Annotated in this window: 17 protein-coding genes and 1 pseudogene; 4 read left to right on the forward strand and 14 right to left on the reverse strand. The window is 60.8% G+C overall.

What is annotated here, in order from left to right:
- Positions 1-40: 40 nt before the first annotated feature.
- The 11 genes from virB9 to AAC640_RS11780 form a co-directional block, all read right to left on the reverse strand.
- The gene (gene virB9, locus AAC640_RS11730; RefSeq protein WP_340266480.1) at positions 41-919 is read right to left on the reverse strand and encodes a P-type conjugative transfer protein VirB9; all 879 of its coding nucleotides are present in this window, start codon (positions 917-919) and stop codon (positions 41-43) included.
- Positions 916-1,605, reverse strand: a complete 690-nt coding sequence (locus AAC640_RS11735; RefSeq protein WP_340266482.1) for a VirB8 family type IV secretion system protein — start codon at positions 1,603-1,605, stop codon at positions 916-918. The genes virB9 and AAC640_RS11735 overlap by 4 nt, the downstream gene beginning before the upstream one ends.
- Before the next feature lie 334 nt (positions 1,606-1,939).
- Positions 1,940-2,884, reverse strand: a complete 945-nt coding sequence (locus AAC640_RS11740; RefSeq protein WP_340266484.1) for a TrbL/VirB6 family protein — start codon at positions 2,882-2,884, stop codon at positions 1,940-1,942.
- Positions 2,885-2,898: 14 nt separating this feature from the next.
- Entirely contained in the window at positions 2,899-3,117 is a 219-nt protein-coding gene (locus AAC640_RS11745; protein WP_340266486.1) for an EexN family lipoprotein, read from the reverse strand.
- Complete coding sequence (locus AAC640_RS11750) at positions 3,114-3,830, reverse strand: TrbJ/VirB5 family protein (protein ID WP_340266626.1); 717 nt, start codon at positions 3,828-3,830, stop codon at positions 3,114-3,116. The genes AAC640_RS11745 and AAC640_RS11750 overlap by 4 nt, the downstream gene beginning before the upstream one ends.
- 4 nt (positions 3,831-3,834) lie before the next feature.
- Complete coding sequence (locus AAC640_RS11755; RefSeq protein ID WP_340266488.1) at positions 3,835-6,249, reverse strand: VirB4 family type IV secretion/conjugal transfer ATPase; 2,415 nt, start codon at positions 6,247-6,249, stop codon at positions 3,835-3,837.
- Positions 6,242-6,577, reverse strand: coding sequence for a VirB3 family type IV secretion system protein (locus AAC640_RS11760; protein WP_092960270.1), 336 nt, complete (start codon positions 6,575-6,577; stop codon positions 6,242-6,244). Before AAC640_RS11760 ends, AAC640_RS11755 begins: the two co-directional genes overlap by 8 nt.
- 10 nt (positions 6,578-6,587) lie before the next feature.
- Positions 6,588-6,929 (reverse strand): TrbC/VirB2 family protein, encoded by a 342-nt coding sequence (locus AAC640_RS11765; protein ID WP_340266493.1) that lies wholly within the window; start codon positions 6,927-6,929, stop codon positions 6,588-6,590.
- A complete protein-coding gene (locus AAC640_RS11770; RefSeq protein ID WP_340266495.1) occupies positions 6,926-7,600 on the reverse strand; it encodes a lytic transglycosylase domain-containing protein in 675 nt (224 codons plus the stop codon). Before AAC640_RS11770 ends, AAC640_RS11765 begins: the two co-directional genes overlap by 4 nt.
- Positions 7,597-7,959, reverse strand: a complete 363-nt coding sequence (locus AAC640_RS11775) for a hypothetical protein (protein ID WP_340266497.1) — start codon at positions 7,957-7,959, stop codon at positions 7,597-7,599. The genes AAC640_RS11770 and AAC640_RS11775 overlap by 4 nt, the downstream gene beginning before the upstream one ends.
- A 242-nt stretch (positions 7,960-8,201) precedes the next feature.
- Complete coding sequence (locus AAC640_RS11780) at positions 8,202-8,960, reverse strand: autoinducer binding domain-containing protein (protein WP_340266498.1); 759 nt, start codon at positions 8,958-8,960, stop codon at positions 8,202-8,204.
- A 262-nt stretch (positions 8,961-9,222) separates the two neighbouring features.
- Here AAC640_RS11780 and AAC640_RS11785 point away from each other — a divergent pair.
- From AAC640_RS11785 to rnk, 3 genes and pseudogenes are all read left to right on the forward strand, one after another.
- A pseudogene (locus AAC640_RS11785) lies at positions 9,223-9,788 on the forward strand (hypothetical protein).
- A 132-nt stretch (positions 9,789-9,920) separates the two neighbouring features.
- Positions 9,921-10,925 (forward strand): IS30 family transposase, encoded by a 1,005-nt coding sequence (locus AAC640_RS11790; RefSeq protein WP_340266500.1) that lies wholly within the window; start codon positions 9,921-9,923, stop codon positions 10,923-10,925.
- A 401-nt stretch (positions 10,926-11,326) separates the two neighbouring features.
- A complete protein-coding gene (rnk, locus tag AAC640_RS11795; protein ID WP_340266502.1) occupies positions 11,327-11,734 on the forward strand; it encodes a nucleoside diphosphate kinase regulator in 408 nt (135 codons plus the stop codon).
- A gap of 72 nt (positions 11,735-11,806) precedes the next feature.
- Here rnk and AAC640_RS11800 read toward each other — a convergent pair whose 3' ends face one another.
- The gene (locus AAC640_RS11800; RefSeq protein ID WP_169574391.1) at positions 11,807-12,817 is read right to left on the reverse strand and encodes a rod shape-determining protein; all 1,011 of its coding nucleotides are present in this window, start codon (positions 12,815-12,817) and stop codon (positions 11,807-11,809) included.
- A gap of 200 nt (positions 12,818-13,017) precedes the next feature.
- Between AAC640_RS11800 and AAC640_RS11805 the strand changes: the two genes are divergently transcribed.
- On the forward strand, positions 13,018-13,455 hold the full coding sequence (locus AAC640_RS11805; protein WP_340266509.1) for a hypothetical protein: 438 nt from the start codon (positions 13,018-13,020) through the stop codon (positions 13,453-13,455).
- 489 nt (positions 13,456-13,944) lie between these two features.
- Here the strand turns inward: AAC640_RS11805 and AAC640_RS11810 are convergent, their stop codons facing one another.
- Positions 13,945-15,372: an efflux transporter outer membrane subunit gene (locus AAC640_RS11810; protein ID WP_340266511.1), complete on the reverse strand. Its 1,428-nt coding sequence runs from the start codon at positions 15,370-15,372 to the stop codon at positions 13,945-13,947.
- Entirely contained in the window at positions 15,366-16,265 is a 900-nt protein-coding gene (locus AAC640_RS11815; RefSeq protein WP_169574390.1) for an efflux RND transporter periplasmic adaptor subunit, read from the reverse strand. The genes AAC640_RS11810 and AAC640_RS11815 overlap by 7 nt, the downstream gene beginning before the upstream one ends.

Consider the following 16,265-nt stretch of genomic DNA (forward strand, 5'->3'; position numbering starts at 1 on the left):
AATCAGGTGTTTGCCGACACCTGAGCGGGGCTGTCGGCGCTTAGCGTATATCTGGGTCCGTTCTATGTACTGACCCCTGTATGGTGCGCTCGACATGCGGCGATGCGGTATTTGTGCCGTGATCGACGCCATAAGGTGTCGGCGCGAGGTTATAGATGCACAGCACCTCCCGGTTCCGGCGCAGACGCAGTTGAGCGGCCACGGCATGGACGACTACAAACTCGTCTCGGACATCGAACGGGACCAAGGACTCCGAGCCGTCCGGTCGCACCAGATAGATCGCCGGGATTTCATGGTTGCCGGGGAAGCGCAGGACCGTGAACTGGCCATTGTCGGAGATTTCCGACGGCTGAAGATTGCTCGCACCCTGGACCTTGTAGTTCAGGTTGCGCGGTCCATCGATGACGCCGTGGTCAAGGGCGCCTCGAACGGCACTCGCCTGCAGCGCGGCGACGCGCTGCGCTTCCTGGGTGGCGCGCATGCGGGCGGCACGATCGGCTTCATCGCGCGGGTAGCGAAACCGAACCTGGAAGAATGTGTCACGACTCCCGCTACCGATCGGTCCCCGGCGCGCGGTCAGTTCGAAGGCGTAGTTGCGCAGTTCGCCCCCACGATTGGTCGTGACGATGAGGTTGGTCGGTCCCGCCCGCTCGCGCGGTTTCAGGAACAGGATATGACCGGCAACCGCGACTTCCCATGAGACGGTGTCGCCGAGCGCGACATGTTCGATCGTCTCATCGGCGCCGAGCACCACCTGGGTCGCCGTCCGAAATGTGCCGACGATGCGGTAAACCTGGGTTTCCTGATACTCGACGAACTTCACGCGTGGATCCGCCGGCCCACCGCGCGGAGTGTCCTCCGCGACGGCGGGTGTCGCTAAAAAGGCGAGAAGGCTCGCTAAAGAAAGAAGCCGGTTCACCGCACCACCTCCGGGTCCGCGCGGTAATTCTCGACCTGGAAGCCCAATGGATTGCGATAGCGGTCGCCCTCCGCCATTGGCGCATTCGTGTACCGGAAGGTGACGGTCGCGATCCAGTCGCTGTTCTGCGTATCGGTGTCAGTCTGCACCGTGCGCGTGAAGCGGACGTTGGCGACATGATCGTTGATGAAGGCGATATTGCGCACGCGGGCCTGGACGACCGCACCCTTGCCCCAGACGACCTGTGGACTCGCGGCGTTGTTCGAGCTGAAAAACCGGCCCCAGCGCTGCTGCTCGCCTGGTTCGGACAGGATGGTGACCGCCCGGAAATTCTCCTCGGCCGCCGCCGGCAACCAGCTTTCTCGTGTCCGCACATATTGCGCGAGGAAGAATTTCGTGACCGCCTCGTCATAGCGCATCGGCTTCTGGGTGAGGGTGGTCTGCACGTCGACCGCGCCCGTCGTCTGATTGACGCGAATGATGTACGGCATGACCGTCTTCATCGGGGCAAGGCCCGCGAGGGCGAAGCCCTCCGCGGTCGCGGCAAGGAGCCCCAGGCCGGCCACGACCCAGGCGATGCGTTCGGATCGTAACGATTTGCGCTGACGGTCCTGATCCCAGGATCGGGCATGGCCGAAATAGAGTTCGGCGTCCTTGGCCGGCACGCCTTCGGTCTGGTTCCGCATGATCAGCAACTCCCAAAGGTGCCGGGGGTCACTTGCGCGGACGTTTTCTCGGGGAGGGAGGCGGGAACGGGCGGGGGCGGCGTGCCGGCATCTATTGGCTGTTTGATCTGCGGCACGGGCGGCGGGGCAGGGGGTGCCACAATTGCCGGGAGCGGCGAACCCGGCAGAACGCTACCGTATATGTTCACCTCGCGCAGGTGTTTGCCGTTGCAGACGGGCAGCTTCTTCGGCCCCGAGGCGCCTTGCGCGAGTGACGGGAGTAGGGCGATGACGACGGCTGATCGCCGGAGCGCGCGGACTATCGTGGTTGGCCTCTTCAAAGGGTCTTCCTTCCTCATGCGCGGCTCACCGAACCGCCGCGCTGAGCGGCGCGTTCGAGATTGCGACTGTTGCGAACGCTGCGGCGTTGCTGGAACGGTGCCGCCATGGTCCCCCAGGCCGAGCCGGCGAAGGCGCCGACGCCGGCCGCAGCGCCCCCCGCAATGCCGGTTGCGATCGACGGGGCCTGAAAGAAGAAAATCGTCCCCAGGAAGATGTACACCGCAAACAGGACAGCACCGATCGTCACGTCCGGCGTGCCTTCGGCTGCGGTGAGCGCCGTGGCACCAAGATCGGTAATCAGGGCGGTGATGGCGATGATCACCGCCATTAGGACGATGTAGTTGAACACCTGCCCAAGCCACCCGTAGAAGAAGCGACGGGTGGTTTCGAAGAGCGACAACGCTATGAAGATCGGACCAAGCGCGATCACGACGGCGAGCGCCACCTTCGCGAACACGGTTATCGCAAATCCGATTGCTGCGGACAGGCCCGCCAATCCGTAAATCGCTACCGCCAGCGTGAGCAGAACGAGCTTCCAGGGATTAATGTCCAGATAGGTTGCGGCCTCGGTTCGGATGATCAGAACGAGGGAATCGACCTGGCCGAAATAATCGTCGAAGACCGATCCGACGCTAGTGATAGTTTTTCCTGCCAGCGCCTGTGAGATGGCGTCCGGCATCCCACGAAAGAGCGGATTTGTGATCCACTCGGAGTAGGCGACAGTCGTGGCCGCGACATAGAGGAGGCAGAGCTTGACCATCCGGTAGACCAGCTCCCCCCAAGGTTCGCTGACGATCCCGCGCATCACCATATAGCCGAACAGCGCGATGTAGATCACAAGGCCAAGTGCCAGCGGCCCCCTTACGACTTCGATGACGTTGTTGAGACGCTCGTTCAGGAAAAGGTCGAGCTTCCCGTCGATGTTGGTGTAAATATCCGCGAAGAGTGTGGACGCCATGGCTGGGTTCCTGCCTATTTGTGACCCAGCGAACGCTCGAGTTTGTCGGCGTTTTCGACGTCTTTCGCGTTGCTGCACTCCTGGGCATCGGTGTGCGTGCCATCGGCGCACGCAGCGAGGATTTCAGAGCGCAGCTTAGTGTCGGACTTCAGGTCCGCTTTACCAACGGGTCGCCCGCAACCGGTAGTCATCATGATGGCCATGATGGGGACGAACGCAGCCATCCGGTTCATGGTCGGCTGCCCAGGCTCTGCTCCAGCTTGGCCAGACCGGCTTCGTCATCCCGTTGGGAGCGCAATCTGGCCTCAGCAGATTGGCGCATCTGAAGAGCCTGAAGCTGCACCGCGTCGTTCTGAATATGGGCATTCTCCACGCCGACACGGGCTTGGATATCCATCACGTCCTTCGCATCAGACGCGGTGTCCAGCGACGAGCGCAGTTCCTCGAGACCCGTCGTTCGCTGGGCGGTGACGCCATATGCTGCCTCGGCAATGGCCGCGTCACGCGCCGCCATGTCGCCATTGCGAGAAATGGCATCGCGGTTCGAGCGCTCGAAAGCGGTCGCGTCAGGGCGAAGCGCGGGAAGATCGACCCGGTAGTTGCTGCGAATCCGATCTGCAGAAGATCCCAGACTGCCGAGGCCTGTCGTGTCCGAAGACATAAGGTGCTGAATGTCCCGTGCCTCGCTCGGCAAGAGGTGGCGCACGGCATCGGTGTTCAGTGATGGCGCGATCTGATTGACGTTCGTCAGCTTGTTGACGCTGTCGAACAGGTCGGTTGCCTGGGAGATTTGCTGCTTCCCCTGTTCGATCATCGACAGGGTGTTCTTGACCGTCGAGAGGGTCTGCAGGAACGTGCTGGAATCATAGACCGGGATGCCCTGTGCGCACGCCGGCATGGCGATCATCAATCCGCCGACGACCGCTAGCGCTCGCGTTGCTCTCATGACCTTATCCTTTCCTTTTTGTGGCTCGACGACGCTCGTGAAAGACGGGCAACCAGTGGCTAGGATCGTCGCCATGCTCGCGGCGAACCTGATCGAGGATACTGACCGTTTCCGTGGTGCCCGAAAGAACGGCCAGCTCGTCGGACAGACCGCCGAGATCGAGCTCGACGACGATGGAGTCGTGGCCCTGCTTCACCAAAAACCGCCGACTTTCGGGGATCAGATCGTTTCTGATGAGCTTGAACTCGGCGCGGGTGAGGCCGAGCCCATCGATATAATCGACCTCTCGGCCGTGGGGGTTGGGCAAGAGGATCTTAGTGGCGACCTGCTCCATGATGCTATGCGAGATGTCCGATCGCAGAGCATCGGCCGGGCTTTGGGTGCCGAACACCAGCAAGGCGTTCTGCTTTCGGTAGGTCTTGAGTCCATCCTGCGCGAAGGCGCGAAACGCATCATCGCCCAGCGCCTTCCAGAATTCGTCGATATCGATCACCAGACGACGGCCATCCAGCAGGGCATCGATCCGATGGAACATGTACATCATGAGCGGGGTGCGGATCTCGGGATTGTCGAGGAAATCCGTCATGTCGAAACCGATGAACCGGGCCTCGAGGGTCAACTCGTCCCGGTCATTGTCGAACACCCAGCCAAATGCGCCGCCGCGCGACCATTTCTCAAGCCGCGCGCCAATCCCCTCCGGATCGCGCTGTCCGAGCAATTGACGAAGCGCGAGGATGGACCGTTCCTCCGGAGGAAGGCGTCCGATCGAGAGGATGCCCTCGTCGATCATCCGCTCCTGGGTGACGCCGAGCTGGGTGCCCGAGGGGGTCACCAGATGACGGATCAGCCTGCCGAGGAAGACAATGTTGCCCGGGGTCTGCTCAAGCGCGCGCAGCGGCGCAAACCCGGTCGGCACCCCGTTGCGCAGCGCCAGATACGTGCCGCCGGACGACCGCACATAGATCTCGGCTCCTCGGTCCTTGTCGATGAAGATCTGCTGCGCGCCGGTTTTCTCCAGCTGCGCCATCAGGAAATTCTGGACGACGGTCTTGCCACCACCTGATGGGCCGATGATCAGCGTGTGGCCAAGATCGTTCACATGGAAGTTGAAATAGAAGGGGGACTGGGCTGCGGTCTTCATCAACGCGATCGCGGCGCCCCAATGGTTGCCATCGGGCTTCCCGGCGGGGAAAGTGTGGAACGGCGAGAGCGCGGCAAAATTGCGCGACGTGATCGCCGCTGGCCGCGCACGCCACGCGAAGTTGCCAGGAAGCTGCGACCAGAAGGCGGCCTCCAGCGCCGGACCCTCCCGAGCGGCCACCAGACCCGCGTCGGCGAGCGCGGCGCGTGCGGTCGACAGGTTCTCGGCCAGGCGCTTCTGGTTTTCACCGAAAACCGCGAGCGAGAAATGATGCTCGCCCAGGACAAAGCGATTGCTCTGGAGATCGTCGGCCGCGTCGGCCAGTTCGAGTGCCTGGCTTGCAGCGGCATCCTCCGTCGAGGCCATCTGGTTCTGGCGCCGGCGCAAGCGCTCGGAGGCCCGAGCCTTGCCCATGAACGCGAAGGACTGGGTCACGACGAATGCAAAATCCTGGCTGAGAAGCGCATTCATCTGGCCCGGCCGCGTCATCGCCGGATATTCGCGGATACCGAACAGGCCGACGAACCGGCTCGTATCATGCGCCCGGACCTCGACCGTCTCGCGCCCGAAGATCACCCGTTCCCCATAAATGGCCGAACCGAGGTGGCCGCGGACCAGCGGCACCCTGCCGGCGCGGCCCATCATCACCAGCTCGAGCACTTCGAGTGGTTGGGAGAACATCAGGCCGTTATGCTCGTAGAGGTGCAGACGCTGGGGTCGGCAGCGCGCCAGGAGTTTTTCGATGTCACGCGCCTTGTCCTCAAAGCGCGCGAGCTCGTCTTCATCGACTTCGGCCCCTTCCTTGCGCGCTGAGGCCAGACGGCGAAGCAGCACGCCGGTACGGTCGGCCGATCCCACGGACGGGCGCATGATCAGGGTGAGGTAGAGCTCGTTGACGAACATGCGCTTGGCGGTCACCCGCGCGCGGTATTTTGCATCGAGATCTGCCGCAAAGGCCGAGCGGAACTCGCCTTCGGGATAGTCCGTAATCGGTCGGCGAACGATGTGGGTCCAGATCGCGAGGCGGTCGTCGGCGATGTTGCGCAGCGTACCGTTGAGCTTCTCGTGCCAGTCGTTGAGATGGATTGGGTCGGCGGTCTCGAATGCAAGGCCGTCGAGCTTGAACATCATCATGAGGTCGCGCCCGTCGAGCGCAATGATTTTGTCGTCGATATGGCGCGCATAGGGGAGATAGCGCGCGGGGTCGGCCTCGTTCTTGAGAATCCGCCACGGCGTCCGGGCGGCATTGCCGCCCAACGAGCTGGCCCGGCTAGCCATGTGCAAAGCCCCGGCGTTTCGCTCCATCGATCGGCAGGGGCGAGTAGGAGCTACCGCCCCACCATCCCCTGTTGCGGCATCGTGCCTTTGTCGTTGTCCAGAGCCACAAGAGGCGGAAGGCGTTCGCGTCGTGCCGCACGATCAACCGGGCTATGGCCAGAAAGGCCCCGGCTAGCGCAAAAGCGTAAAGCGGGTTGCCGGTGATGATGAGCGTCAGGCACGCCGCCAGCGCGATCGGCAGCGACGCTTCGATCGGAACGCCCAACCACATCGTTGGCCGGGTCACGGCCAGGAAGAGCGTTTCTTCCCTGAGTTTTTCATCGTCCATCGCGGCGCACTCACGCGCCGCCGGTGATGGTATCGACGATCCACTGTGCGCTGAACACGATGAAGATGCCGACGATGACGGTGACCAGGAGTCCCAGGCTCGCCCGCCCGGTGAAGAACATGAAACCCACGATGACGACCGCGATCACCGCGATGGTTTTCGCAAAAGTGCCGGTCAGCCAGGTCTTGATATTCTCGGCCATCGATGTGACGCCGTCGGCCGCTTGGGCATGGGCCGGATCGGTGAGCAGGAGCGACACTGCGATAACCGCGACAAACAGTGCCAGATACTGCGCGAAGGAGCGTCGGCGCGGCGTCAGCCATATTTTGGATTCGGTCGCTAAGGCAGTCATTCGGCTTGTCCTTTCGGTGAACTGTTGGATGCTCCCCCAAAGACCATCAATGATGCCGTCTGCGCCCCCGCAGTGGTGTCCCATCCGTTTTGGACGCGCGGCGAGCGGACGCCTGCTGGCGGCTGTGTAAATTTGGGTTCAAGCGTCACTGGCACTGGCGAAGCGGCGGGTTCTGGGGCCGCTCCACGCCTGATCGCTGGCACGACGACACCCGACGACGCGTAGACACGGCGGACATAGCCGTTTCCGAACCCGCGCGAACGACTACCCGTGTTGTACATCGACATGGCGGTCGCGATGGCCACCTCTGTAGAGGGACTAGAGCGTGCAACGCTCAGATAATTGGAAGCCAGCACGCGTGCGGCTGCGGCGAGATTGCGGCAGGAATCGAAGGCGTCCTCGACCGACAGGCCAAGCCACTTGAGATTTGCGCTGTTGATTTGTCCCAGACCCAGATCGATGTTGTATCCGCGGGCGATCAGCGATCGCGCGGCTGCGACAGCCGACGTCCGATCGCTGGGATTGAGAGCACGCACCCCCTTCGCGTTCACGCCGATGGCGTAGGGATTGAAATGGCTCTCGGTGTGGACGACCGACACAAGCGTTTCGACCGCAACCGATGGTGCGCATTGCTGCGCGAGTCCAACCACGGTTGCGAGCTCGAGGATCACTGCGGTGTGGTCCCGGGTTCGCTCGGAGACACTGACAAGCTTTCAATATTCGGAAGCGAATAGGATTGCTGCCGCCCGTCGGTGAACGTCATCACGACCCGGCGTCGCGAAGCGGAATCGCGATCATAGACCTTGGTCTTCGCAGCGCCGCCACCGGAGCAGCCGGGGAATGAACCGCCCAATGCCAGACGCTCCCAGAGCTTCACCATAGGCGGCACGCAGGCGGGGTACTGGGTCGCACCGCCCGGGTTCGAGAGGCAAAGCAAAACCTGGCAGCCCAGATCGTTGGCAGACGCAGGAGCCGCCTGGGAGGACATCGCCACGATCGGAACGACAAGGGCAAGGCGCAAGCGCTGCATCTGATTTCTCCGCTTTTCAGCGCCGCTGCATTAAAAATGCGTCGACCACTCTCCGTTGAAAATCACCTCTCTTTTGAACCCGGTGCGGCAATTTCGGGCAATCCCCCCACAAGGGGGGAGCGGACGTGCAAGGTCGTGCAAGACGGCAGGAATGCAGGGCCGGCGTCGATCACCAGCCATCCCTCGAGCCTCAAGTCGGATAGACCTGAAGCGCCTATTCGCTATTGTGTGGGGCGACGCTGCTAGACGAGCGCGTCGATGTTGAGATGTCCGTCTCGGACAGCGCGAAGCACGAGCTGGGTCCGGCGACGCACGCCATACCGCCGGCGGGCACCTTCGACATATTCATGGACAGTGTCGCGGCTCAGACCCAGAATCTGTCCGATCTCCCAGTCGCTCTTGCCCTGTGCCACCAGATCAATGCAGTCGATCTGGCGCGGGCTGAGCGCTATCGGTACGTTTGCCAGTTCATCGGGACCGAGAAGGGTTCGAGCCTGGTCGAACGCAACCGTGCCAATCAATCGGGCAGAGAGAAGATCCGGGCTTGAAATATTGTCATTGCCTTGACGCGCCACGGTGAACATCGCGTCGGGCTCGTCGCGCATTCTGATCGGCATGGTGAACCCAGATCCCAGTCCATGTGCGCGACCCCGTTCAAGGATCGAAAGCTGGCGAGCATTGGGCGCGATATAATCGCCGATCTGATCCCAGGTGAGGCCGGAGACGGTTTTGACGCAAGCGGCGTGAACCGGATCCTCAAGATAGAGACATGACTCCATGATTTCCTCGATCCAGCGCACCGGATAGGTGGTTATCAGCAGGGCTTTGCGGGTGGTCCGCTTCAAGTCGACATTGTGCACCAGTGCGAACCAGCGGAACCCGGACTGGCGCACGATCGCATCGAGCAAGGATTTGAGCTGGTCGAGCGTCGTCGCCTGCCGACATTCGGCTTCGAATGCGGTGATATCGCCCAAGCGTCCGGCATCTTCGAGACTGCTCATAGTGCGAACGATTCGCATTTCGATTACGGTTTAGTCCAGTCACCGTTCGGCGAAGCCATTGAAAAACAAGACCGGCTGCCTCCAGCAGGCAGCTCCCCGCAGCAAATGCACGGGTCGTCCCTATAGGGCGTTGCCCAGTGTCATGGTGAAAGGGCGCGCGTGACACTTTACCTCCAGGCAAAGTGTCACAGCCGACAAATGATGAAATCGGCGGCGAAGGGGATTCACTTAACCCCCTATATGTGCTTGATTCAGACCTGTTATGTTGCACGCTCCGATCATTGGCGACGGCCGCCCGCAACTGGATATGCCGTCCTTGCTGGAGATGCTTGCGCGGTCCTCGTCTAGGCCGCGCTACGCCTTCATGGTGCTCAACCTGATTGCGCAGGTTTCCCGTTCCGACGCAGCGCCGGGCCATTGGTGGCAAAAAGCGGCGGCCTCATTCCGTTGCGTGACTGGCTTTGCGACGCGCTCACCCCGATGGGGCAGCGCGATCCCCGGCGCGTTGCCTTGGAAGAGCGGATACGAAGCGATCTGGCAATATCAGGCGCATTGCCAGCCGACGCCGATCAGGCCACGGCGATCGTCGACGACGCCATCCGTGAGCAAGTGCGCGCGTCGGGCAAAACCAATGTGAGCCGGGCGGTATCCGAACTCGTGCGCGCTGGCTTGCTCAAGCGGCACTATCAGGGCTATTGCGCCGATCATCATAATCGCGGTGCGCAGCGCCAAGCCGTCTATGTTCTAGCCGGGTGCGCGCGTGGTCTGATTGGCAGCCGAGAAGAACAGCCGAGATCGGTTCCAAGGCAGGCAGAACTGGCGTTCTGACGCCCCGGAATTGGCCGAATTTAACATAACTATTATTATCAAACCGCAATCGCCGCGCTAGGTGGATTCTAACTGGAAGTGCGAATTTTGAGGATTCCCGGGCACTTTGTGCCCCACTCAAAAGGACGCACAATGGCTCAAAACTACCGACATCTCAGTCTTGAAGAGCGTGATACGATCATGCGCATGCGCGATCGGCGCATGCCTGTTGGCCGGATCGCCGCCGAACTCCGGCGGCATCCGGCGACAATCTATCGCGAGCTGCGGCGCAATTTCTTCTATGACGAGGACGCCTGGTTTCGTGGTTATTTCGGTCGTGTCGCACATCGGAAAGCTGCTTCGCGCCGGGTTTGTGGCGGCAAGGTCAACCGTGATCGTGAGCTTGCCGCGCGCATCGTGGAACATCTTCAGCAATGCTGGTCACCAGAGCAAATTGCTGGCCGCCTGAGGCTCGATAATGCTAATCCCATCACTGTTTGCCACGAGACGATCTACCAGTTTGTATACGGCACAGAAGGTCGTCAGTTAGGCCTCTGGAGCCACTTGCCGCGCCAGCGCAAGACGCGGCGCCAGCGCTATGCGCGCAAACCGCGAGGCCTCAATATCCCGCTGGCAAACACTATCGCCGAACGTCCCAAAGAGATCGCCGAGCGCAATCAATTTGGTCATTGGGAGGGCGATCTCATTGCTTTCAGGAAAGAATTTGGAAAATCCAATCTTACCTCGTTGGTCGAACGGCGCAGCCGATATATCGTGCTCACGCGCAACCCCAGTCGCCATTCTATCGGTGTCATGGCAGGGATTGAACAACTCCTTGGCCCCCTTCCCCAGATCCTCCGGCAAAGCATCACGTTCGATCGTGGTACGGAGTTTGCGGCATTTGCAACACTCAAGACAAAGCTCGGCATGACGAGCTATTTCTGTAAACCTTCAGCGCCCTGGCAGAAGGGCAGCGTCGAGAACAGCAACGGCCGTATCCGCCGGTTTCTTTCGCTTGATACTGACATTGCCGCACTGCCCGTTTCTGATCTGGAAGCTATTACCCAGAGGCTGAACAACACGCCGCGCAAGTGCCTTGGATTCCGGACACCAACCGAGATTATCGGGGAACAAATCGCAGCTCAAGGAGCGTCATGAATTTTGCTGCTGTGGGTGGGGCTCGCCCCACCCACAGCAAAACGCTACACTCTCATCGGAAATTCGCACTTCAAATAGAAAGCACACTAGATGGAGATGTCATCCCCGCCGTTTATGGCGCGTGACTTGGATAATTTTGAGCTCATCGGTAACTAATATCGCTCGAACGCGAGAAAGTGGTGCCGCGTTTGACAATCCTTGGATCAACCTCCACATTGAAACGATGAGCACCGTCAATCTTTTGCAGCGTGTCCGCACGCACGCGGGTCAACTCCTGACCGGCAAATAGCCCCGGACTCCCTTGCGGCTTCCCGCTCGAGTTCGGGGTCGCTACCTTTCACACACATACATACGAGTGCGGCGCAAGCATTTGCGCGCCCGTCACATGAAAGTATCATATCATGACCCGCCCCGCGGCGCGCCCCCCAATACATCTTTTGGACAGCGAAGCTGACCGCCTCTCCGACCTGGCTATGAGCATTGAAGACCGCCAGCCGGAGGTCAGTGCTTTGCTCCTGTCCGAGATCGAACGCGCCAAAATTCATCGTCCAGGAAAGCTGCCAGCCGGGATTGTGACGATGCTTTCGACGGTCGAATTCGTCGATGAAGGGAGCGACACGCGCCGAACCCTCAAGCTGGTATTTCCGCCTGACGCAGACATCGAAGCCGGACGAATATCGATACTGACGCTCGTGGGTGCAGGCCTGATCGGATTGGCAGAAGGTCAATCGATTCTCTGGCCTGATCGCGAACATCACGAGCGACGGCTTCGGATCGTCAAGGTGACCCGGGACGGCGAACTGCCGTGACGGCCGATCGCGAATATCGAGCAGCCTGATAGTGCTAAAACTCAGTGATGCGCGATCGAGCCCTGCCCGACTTCAGACCATCATAGCGCCAAGACCCTTCGCGACGCAGCGAAGGGGTTCGTCGGCGACGTGCGTTCGCAGGCCTGTCGCCTGCGTTATAGCATGCTGAAGAATCTTCACTGAGGCACTGCCACCGCTGAGGTAGATCCCGCGATCATGAATATCGCGGGATAGCTCTGGCGGTGTCTCGTTCAAAGCGTCTCGAACAACGTCTACGATAAGAGCCGCATGGCGGTCGATAACGCCGATTAATTCTTGCGCGCTGACACAAAAAGTAGCGGGGCCTCCCGACAAAACGTTATGGCCTTTCAATTCCAGATCCGACGTATTGGATTGATCGTCAAAGAGTCGCTCAGAGATCTCCAGCTTTACGCGTTCGGCTGTTTCTTGCCCGATCAGAAACTTATGCCTGGAATGAAGATGATCGATGATAGCCTGGTTTAGGGCATGCCCGCCGATACGCACCGACCGTTGAACGCAAAGTGCACCAAGTGAGAGCACGCCGACTTCCGTCGTCCCGGCGCCACATTCTATGAGCATCGAACCTTCCGGCTCTTCCACGGGTAGTCCCGCCCCGAACGCTGCTGCGAGCGGCTCGGGCACCAGTTCAACAACGCGGACACCGGCATCGTTGGCGGTTGTTACCAAGGCGGTTCTCTCGGCATGTGTCGCATCGGCGGGCACTCCGATGATCGCGCGCGGTGATCGGAGTCGACGGCGACCGATGCTTGCATGGATCGCATGGCGCAACATTTCGCGGCCAGCTTCGATGTCGTTCAACACCCCACGGGCCAAGGGACGCGCTATGCGAAGCGGCCCCGACGTTCGACCGACCATGCGAGTGACGGCTTCACCAACAGCGAGCAACTTCGGTTCCCAGGTCTCATCGCTGAAGCAGCAAAGCGAGGGTTCTTCGAACACGATTCCAGAACCGCGCACATAGATCCGCGTGTTCGCTGTTCCAAAATCGATCGCAAGGTCGGCAGCACCTCTTTTGAGGGCTGCATGCTGTGTCGTTGTCATAAGGACGCGCTAGCAGAATCTAGCTGGTTTGTATTCCTCGTGGGCATCGCGTGCGTTAACACCACGGTAGCCCGACATGCTGCCAGCGTTCAGGTCGGTTCGCTCAGCTTGTTGTGGTGCCGCCTTTCCTTAACGATAGAAACTTCACCCTCTCAGTCTTGCTATTTATATCGTAACGCGATATATAATGAGAAGCAGAAATGGAGGGGATTGCGGTCGAGCGAGTCACCGGAATCGGTGGCGAACTGACCCGTCCACATTCGATGAACATGCTTGGTATCGCTTTCGAAGCAATCACGGCAGTCTTGGGCGGTCTAGCAGCCGCACTGGTGCTTACATGGCTGGGCTGGACTGCCTTCAAGGTCGTCCGCCATCCCGAATGGGGGCCGCCAGCCATGCTGGTTTTGCTCGTGGCAGTTTCTGGTGGTGCCCTCAGATCGAGCGACTTCCTGCGCATGGTGGTTCTGTTTAGCGCAATCGCGGGCATCCTCGTTTGGGCCGAAGGCGGCGACTGGCGCGAACGCCACAAATCAAAAGGACGAAACGCGAGTCCCGATGCACACCCTTCGTCTGCGAGTGGCGCATTACCATCCACGCGGGGAGCCAAATTCCTGGATCGAAATCACCTGAAAGGATGACGTAATGCCACGTACCTTGGCCATCTATCCTGCGATCGTGGCATGCATCAACGAAACGCGCTTGCCGGAGCGACAGGAGATCGAACTGGTTGCCGCTCGCGTGTGGAATGAGACCCGGGACGCAAAGACGCGGCGGTCGTCGATGCTTGTCCCCGGATCAGCGGAGCACAGGAAAGTCCTTCGAGTTGCCGTAGTAGCGCTCGGTGTCAGAGGCGAAACTGCCATCACGAAAATGCTCGAACGACTGAACGACAGGCACACAAAGCTTTAGGGAACCGAATTCGCGGGGGAGCTTAAAACAAAGGACCGATATTGTGACAACCACCGGCCTAATCGTTGCGGCGGTAGCTGCTCTCGTCGTGCTCGGGTACATTGGTTGGATAACGCGACGCGCGAAGACAGGATCAGGCGCTGCTGCACCCCGTCAAAGACAGGGCTGATGCATTTTGTCGATCTCATGGCCGCGAACAACCGCCGTGTGCAGTTTTCTCATTGCTTTGACGGTGTTGACCATCCTCCCCCGAGGGCCAAAAAAAGCGCAATCTGATCGCGATTGATATCGGTCTGCGCGGCTGTAACGGCTTGCTCGGCAATGATCCGACTGCGCTGGGCATCCAGCGCAACCAGACCTCCCAGCTTGCCACCCCGCCGCAAAGCGGCCGTTCGCTCGGAAACCTGTACTGCGCCATCGCGTGCCGCTTTCAAATCTTCCAGTCGCACAAGATCGGCCGCATAGTTGTTCAGTGCGCTTTCCACCTCCCGCAAGGCGCTCAGCACCGTGCCGTCAAAGGCCGCGAGATTAGCGCGTGTCTGCGCATCGCTCTGCGAAATTCGCGCCCGAATTGCGCTTCGGTGGATGTTCCAGCTGATCAATGGGCCAATGCCAAACCGATTGGTCAACGACGATAGCAGGTCTGTCGCAGCGCCGGTGGAGCCAAGCGAAGCCCCGAGTTTGATGTCGGGATAGCGCGCGGCCGTTGCTATACCGATCCGTGCCGTCGCCGCAGCCAATCGGCGTTCGGCCGCGCGAACATCGGGTCGTCGCTTGAGCAGCCCCTGTCCGTCCCCAACCGGCATCAGCGAGCGCAGCACCAACGGCGCGTGACATCCTAGCAGGCCGTGATCGAATTCTGCAGGCACCCGTCCCATCAACGTCGCAATGCGGAATACAGCGTTCCGCTGGCCTGCTTCCATGCGGGGCAAGCGCGCCCTGGTGTTTGCCAGCAGGCTTAGCTGGCGATCCTGCTCGAACTTCGGCGCACGGCCATGCGCAATCATAAGGCGGGTGAGGCGCAGGTCTTCGTCCAGTACAGCAATTAGCTGGCGAAGGTCCGCGATCTCGTGCCCGGCGTTGCAGACATCGGCATAGGCCTGCGCTGTCTGGGCCGCGACGTTGATCCGGACCAGATCGCGGGCGGCAACCGCGGCTTCGTCCTCGGCGGTGGCTGCCTCGACACCGCGCCGGATCCCGCCAAACAGGTCAAGGTCGTAACTGATCGAAAGCCCGCCATTGTAGATCTGATGTTCCGGCGGTTGGACATGTTGCATGACCGCTTCTGCTGAAGGCTGCGCCCAGCTCGTCTCCAGATTTGCGGTGCCTCCGACCTCTCGACCGGTTCGTGCCTCGGCGAGCAGCGCGTCACTGCGCTGAAGATTGGCTTCGGCAACCCGCAGGTCGGTGTTGGCGATGAGCGCTTGTTCGATCAAACGGTTCAAAACCTGGTCGTCGAATAGCTTCCACCATTGATCGGGTAGCGGATCGTTAGTGGTCCCCTGCCCGCCGGATATAAACGCGCCCTGCCCTTTTGGCGCGTTGACGAGGGCCTCGTCCGGCATCCGATAATTCGGGCCAACGGTTGCGCAGGCGGACAGGCAGAAGAGCGCGAGCGGCGCCAGCAGCCGGCGAAGGTTCACCATGGCAGGCTCCGGCGAACGGGCACATCGACAGCGCGGGCATGAACGATCACGGTCGCCGTTTGGCCCGGGATCAGCCGGACATTACTGGGCACTTTGTCGATTTTGATTCGCACAGGAATGCGCTGCGCCAATCTGACCCAGGTGAAGGACGGGTTGACGTTGGCAAGTTGTGCTTCCCCCCCGGCGCGTTCCCGATCTTCGACCCCGGCGGCGATGCTTTCGACATGACCGGTGATTTCGTCAGCGACGCCCATCAGGTAAACGCTCGCGGGATCGCCGAGATGGATAGCGGGCAATTTCGTTTCCTCGAAATACCCCTCCACCCGCAGCGACTGGCCATAGACAAGCGCGACCGCTGGCTTTCCGGCGTTCAGGTAGACGCCAGGCTGTAGCGTCATGTTCGACACCGTCCCGTCGACGGGCGCACGTACATAGGTACGATCCAGATTGAGCCGCGCCAGATTGCGCGCGGCAATGGCCTGATCCAGTCCAGTCCTAAGGGCATCGACCCGCGCCCGCCCCTGCTCGATCACCTCGGCCGCCAGCAACTCGGTCATCGAACGATTGCGACGATCCTCCCGCGCGGCCTGCGCCAGGCTCACCCGCTGGGTCGCCAGGTTCGCGTCAGCCTGATCGAGTGCCAGCTGATAGCGTGGGCGGTCGATGACCAGCAGGATCTGGCCCTTGCGCACGACCTCATCGTCACGGATGCGCACTTCGGTGACAAGCCCACTGACATCAGCGGCGACCGGCACGAGATCGGCCCGAACCTTGCCGTCACGCGTCAGCGGTTCAACCTGGTAGCGCATCCACAAGGCGTAGATTGCCGCGAGCACGATGCAGATCACCAGCGCGGTGACCGCTGTGCGCAGAAGGGAACGACGATGGATCAT

The organism is Sphingobium mellinum (assembly GCF_037860795.1).
Taxonomy (GTDB): Bacteria; Pseudomonadota; Alphaproteobacteria; order Sphingomonadales; family Sphingomonadaceae; genus Sphingobium; species Sphingobium mellinum.

What these genes read in the sequence shown, in the direction of transcription:
- AAC640_RS11735 (WP_340266482.1), bottom strand. Translation starts at nt 1,605, where the DNA reads ATGCGGAACCAGACCGAAGGCGTGCCGGCCAAGGACGCCGAACTCTAT.
- AAC640_RS11760 (WP_092960270.1), bottom strand. Translation starts at nt 6,577, where the DNA reads ATGGACGATGAAAAACTCAGGGAAGAAACGCTCTTCCTGGCCGTGACC.
- AAC640_RS11800 (WP_169574391.1), bottom strand. Translation starts at nt 12,817, where the DNA reads ATGACAACGACACAGCATGCAGCCCTCAAAAGAGGTGCTGCCGACCTT.
- rnk (WP_340266502.1), top strand. Translation starts at nt 11,327, where the DNA reads ATGACCCGCCCCGCGGCGCGCCCCCCAATACATCTTTTGGACAGCGAA.
- AAC640_RS11750 (WP_340266626.1), bottom strand. Translation starts at nt 3,830, where the DNA reads ATGAGAGCAACGCGAGCGCTAGCGGTCGTCGGCGGATTGATGATCGCC.
- AAC640_RS11765 (WP_340266493.1), bottom strand. Translation starts at nt 6,929, where the DNA reads ATGACTGCCTTAGCGACCGAATCCAAAATATGGCTGACGCCGCGCCGA.
- AAC640_RS11780 (WP_340266498.1), bottom strand. Translation starts at nt 8,960, where the DNA reads ATGAGCAGTCTCGAAGATGCCGGACGCTTGGGCGATATCACCGCATTC.
- AAC640_RS11755 (WP_340266488.1), bottom strand. Translation starts at nt 6,249, where the DNA reads ATGGCTAGCCGGGCCAGCTCGTTGGGCGGCAATGCCGCCCGGACGCCG.
- AAC640_RS11740 (WP_340266484.1), bottom strand. Translation starts at nt 2,884, where the DNA reads ATGGCGTCCACACTCTTCGCGGATATTTACACCAACATCGACGGGAAG.
- AAC640_RS11815 (WP_169574390.1), bottom strand. Translation starts at nt 16,265, where the DNA reads ATGATCCATCGTCGTTCCCTTCTGCGCACAGCGGTCACCGCGCTGGTG.
- AAC640_RS11790 (WP_340266500.1), top strand. Translation starts at nt 9,921, where the DNA reads ATGGCTCAAAACTACCGACATCTCAGTCTTGAAGAGCGTGATACGATC.
- AAC640_RS11805 (WP_340266509.1), top strand. Translation starts at nt 13,018, where the DNA reads ATGGAGGGGATTGCGGTCGAGCGAGTCACCGGAATCGGTGGCGAACTG.
- AAC640_RS11745 (WP_340266486.1), bottom strand. Translation starts at nt 3,117, where the DNA reads ATGAACCGGATGGCTGCGTTCGTCCCCATCATGGCCATCATGATGACT.
- AAC640_RS11810 (WP_340266511.1), bottom strand. Translation starts at nt 15,372, where the DNA reads ATGGTGAACCTTCGCCGGCTGCTGGCGCCGCTCGCGCTCTTCTGCCTG.
- AAC640_RS11775 (WP_340266497.1), bottom strand. Translation starts at nt 7,959, where the DNA reads ATGCAGCGCTTGCGCCTTGCCCTTGTCGTTCCGATCGTGGCGATGTCC.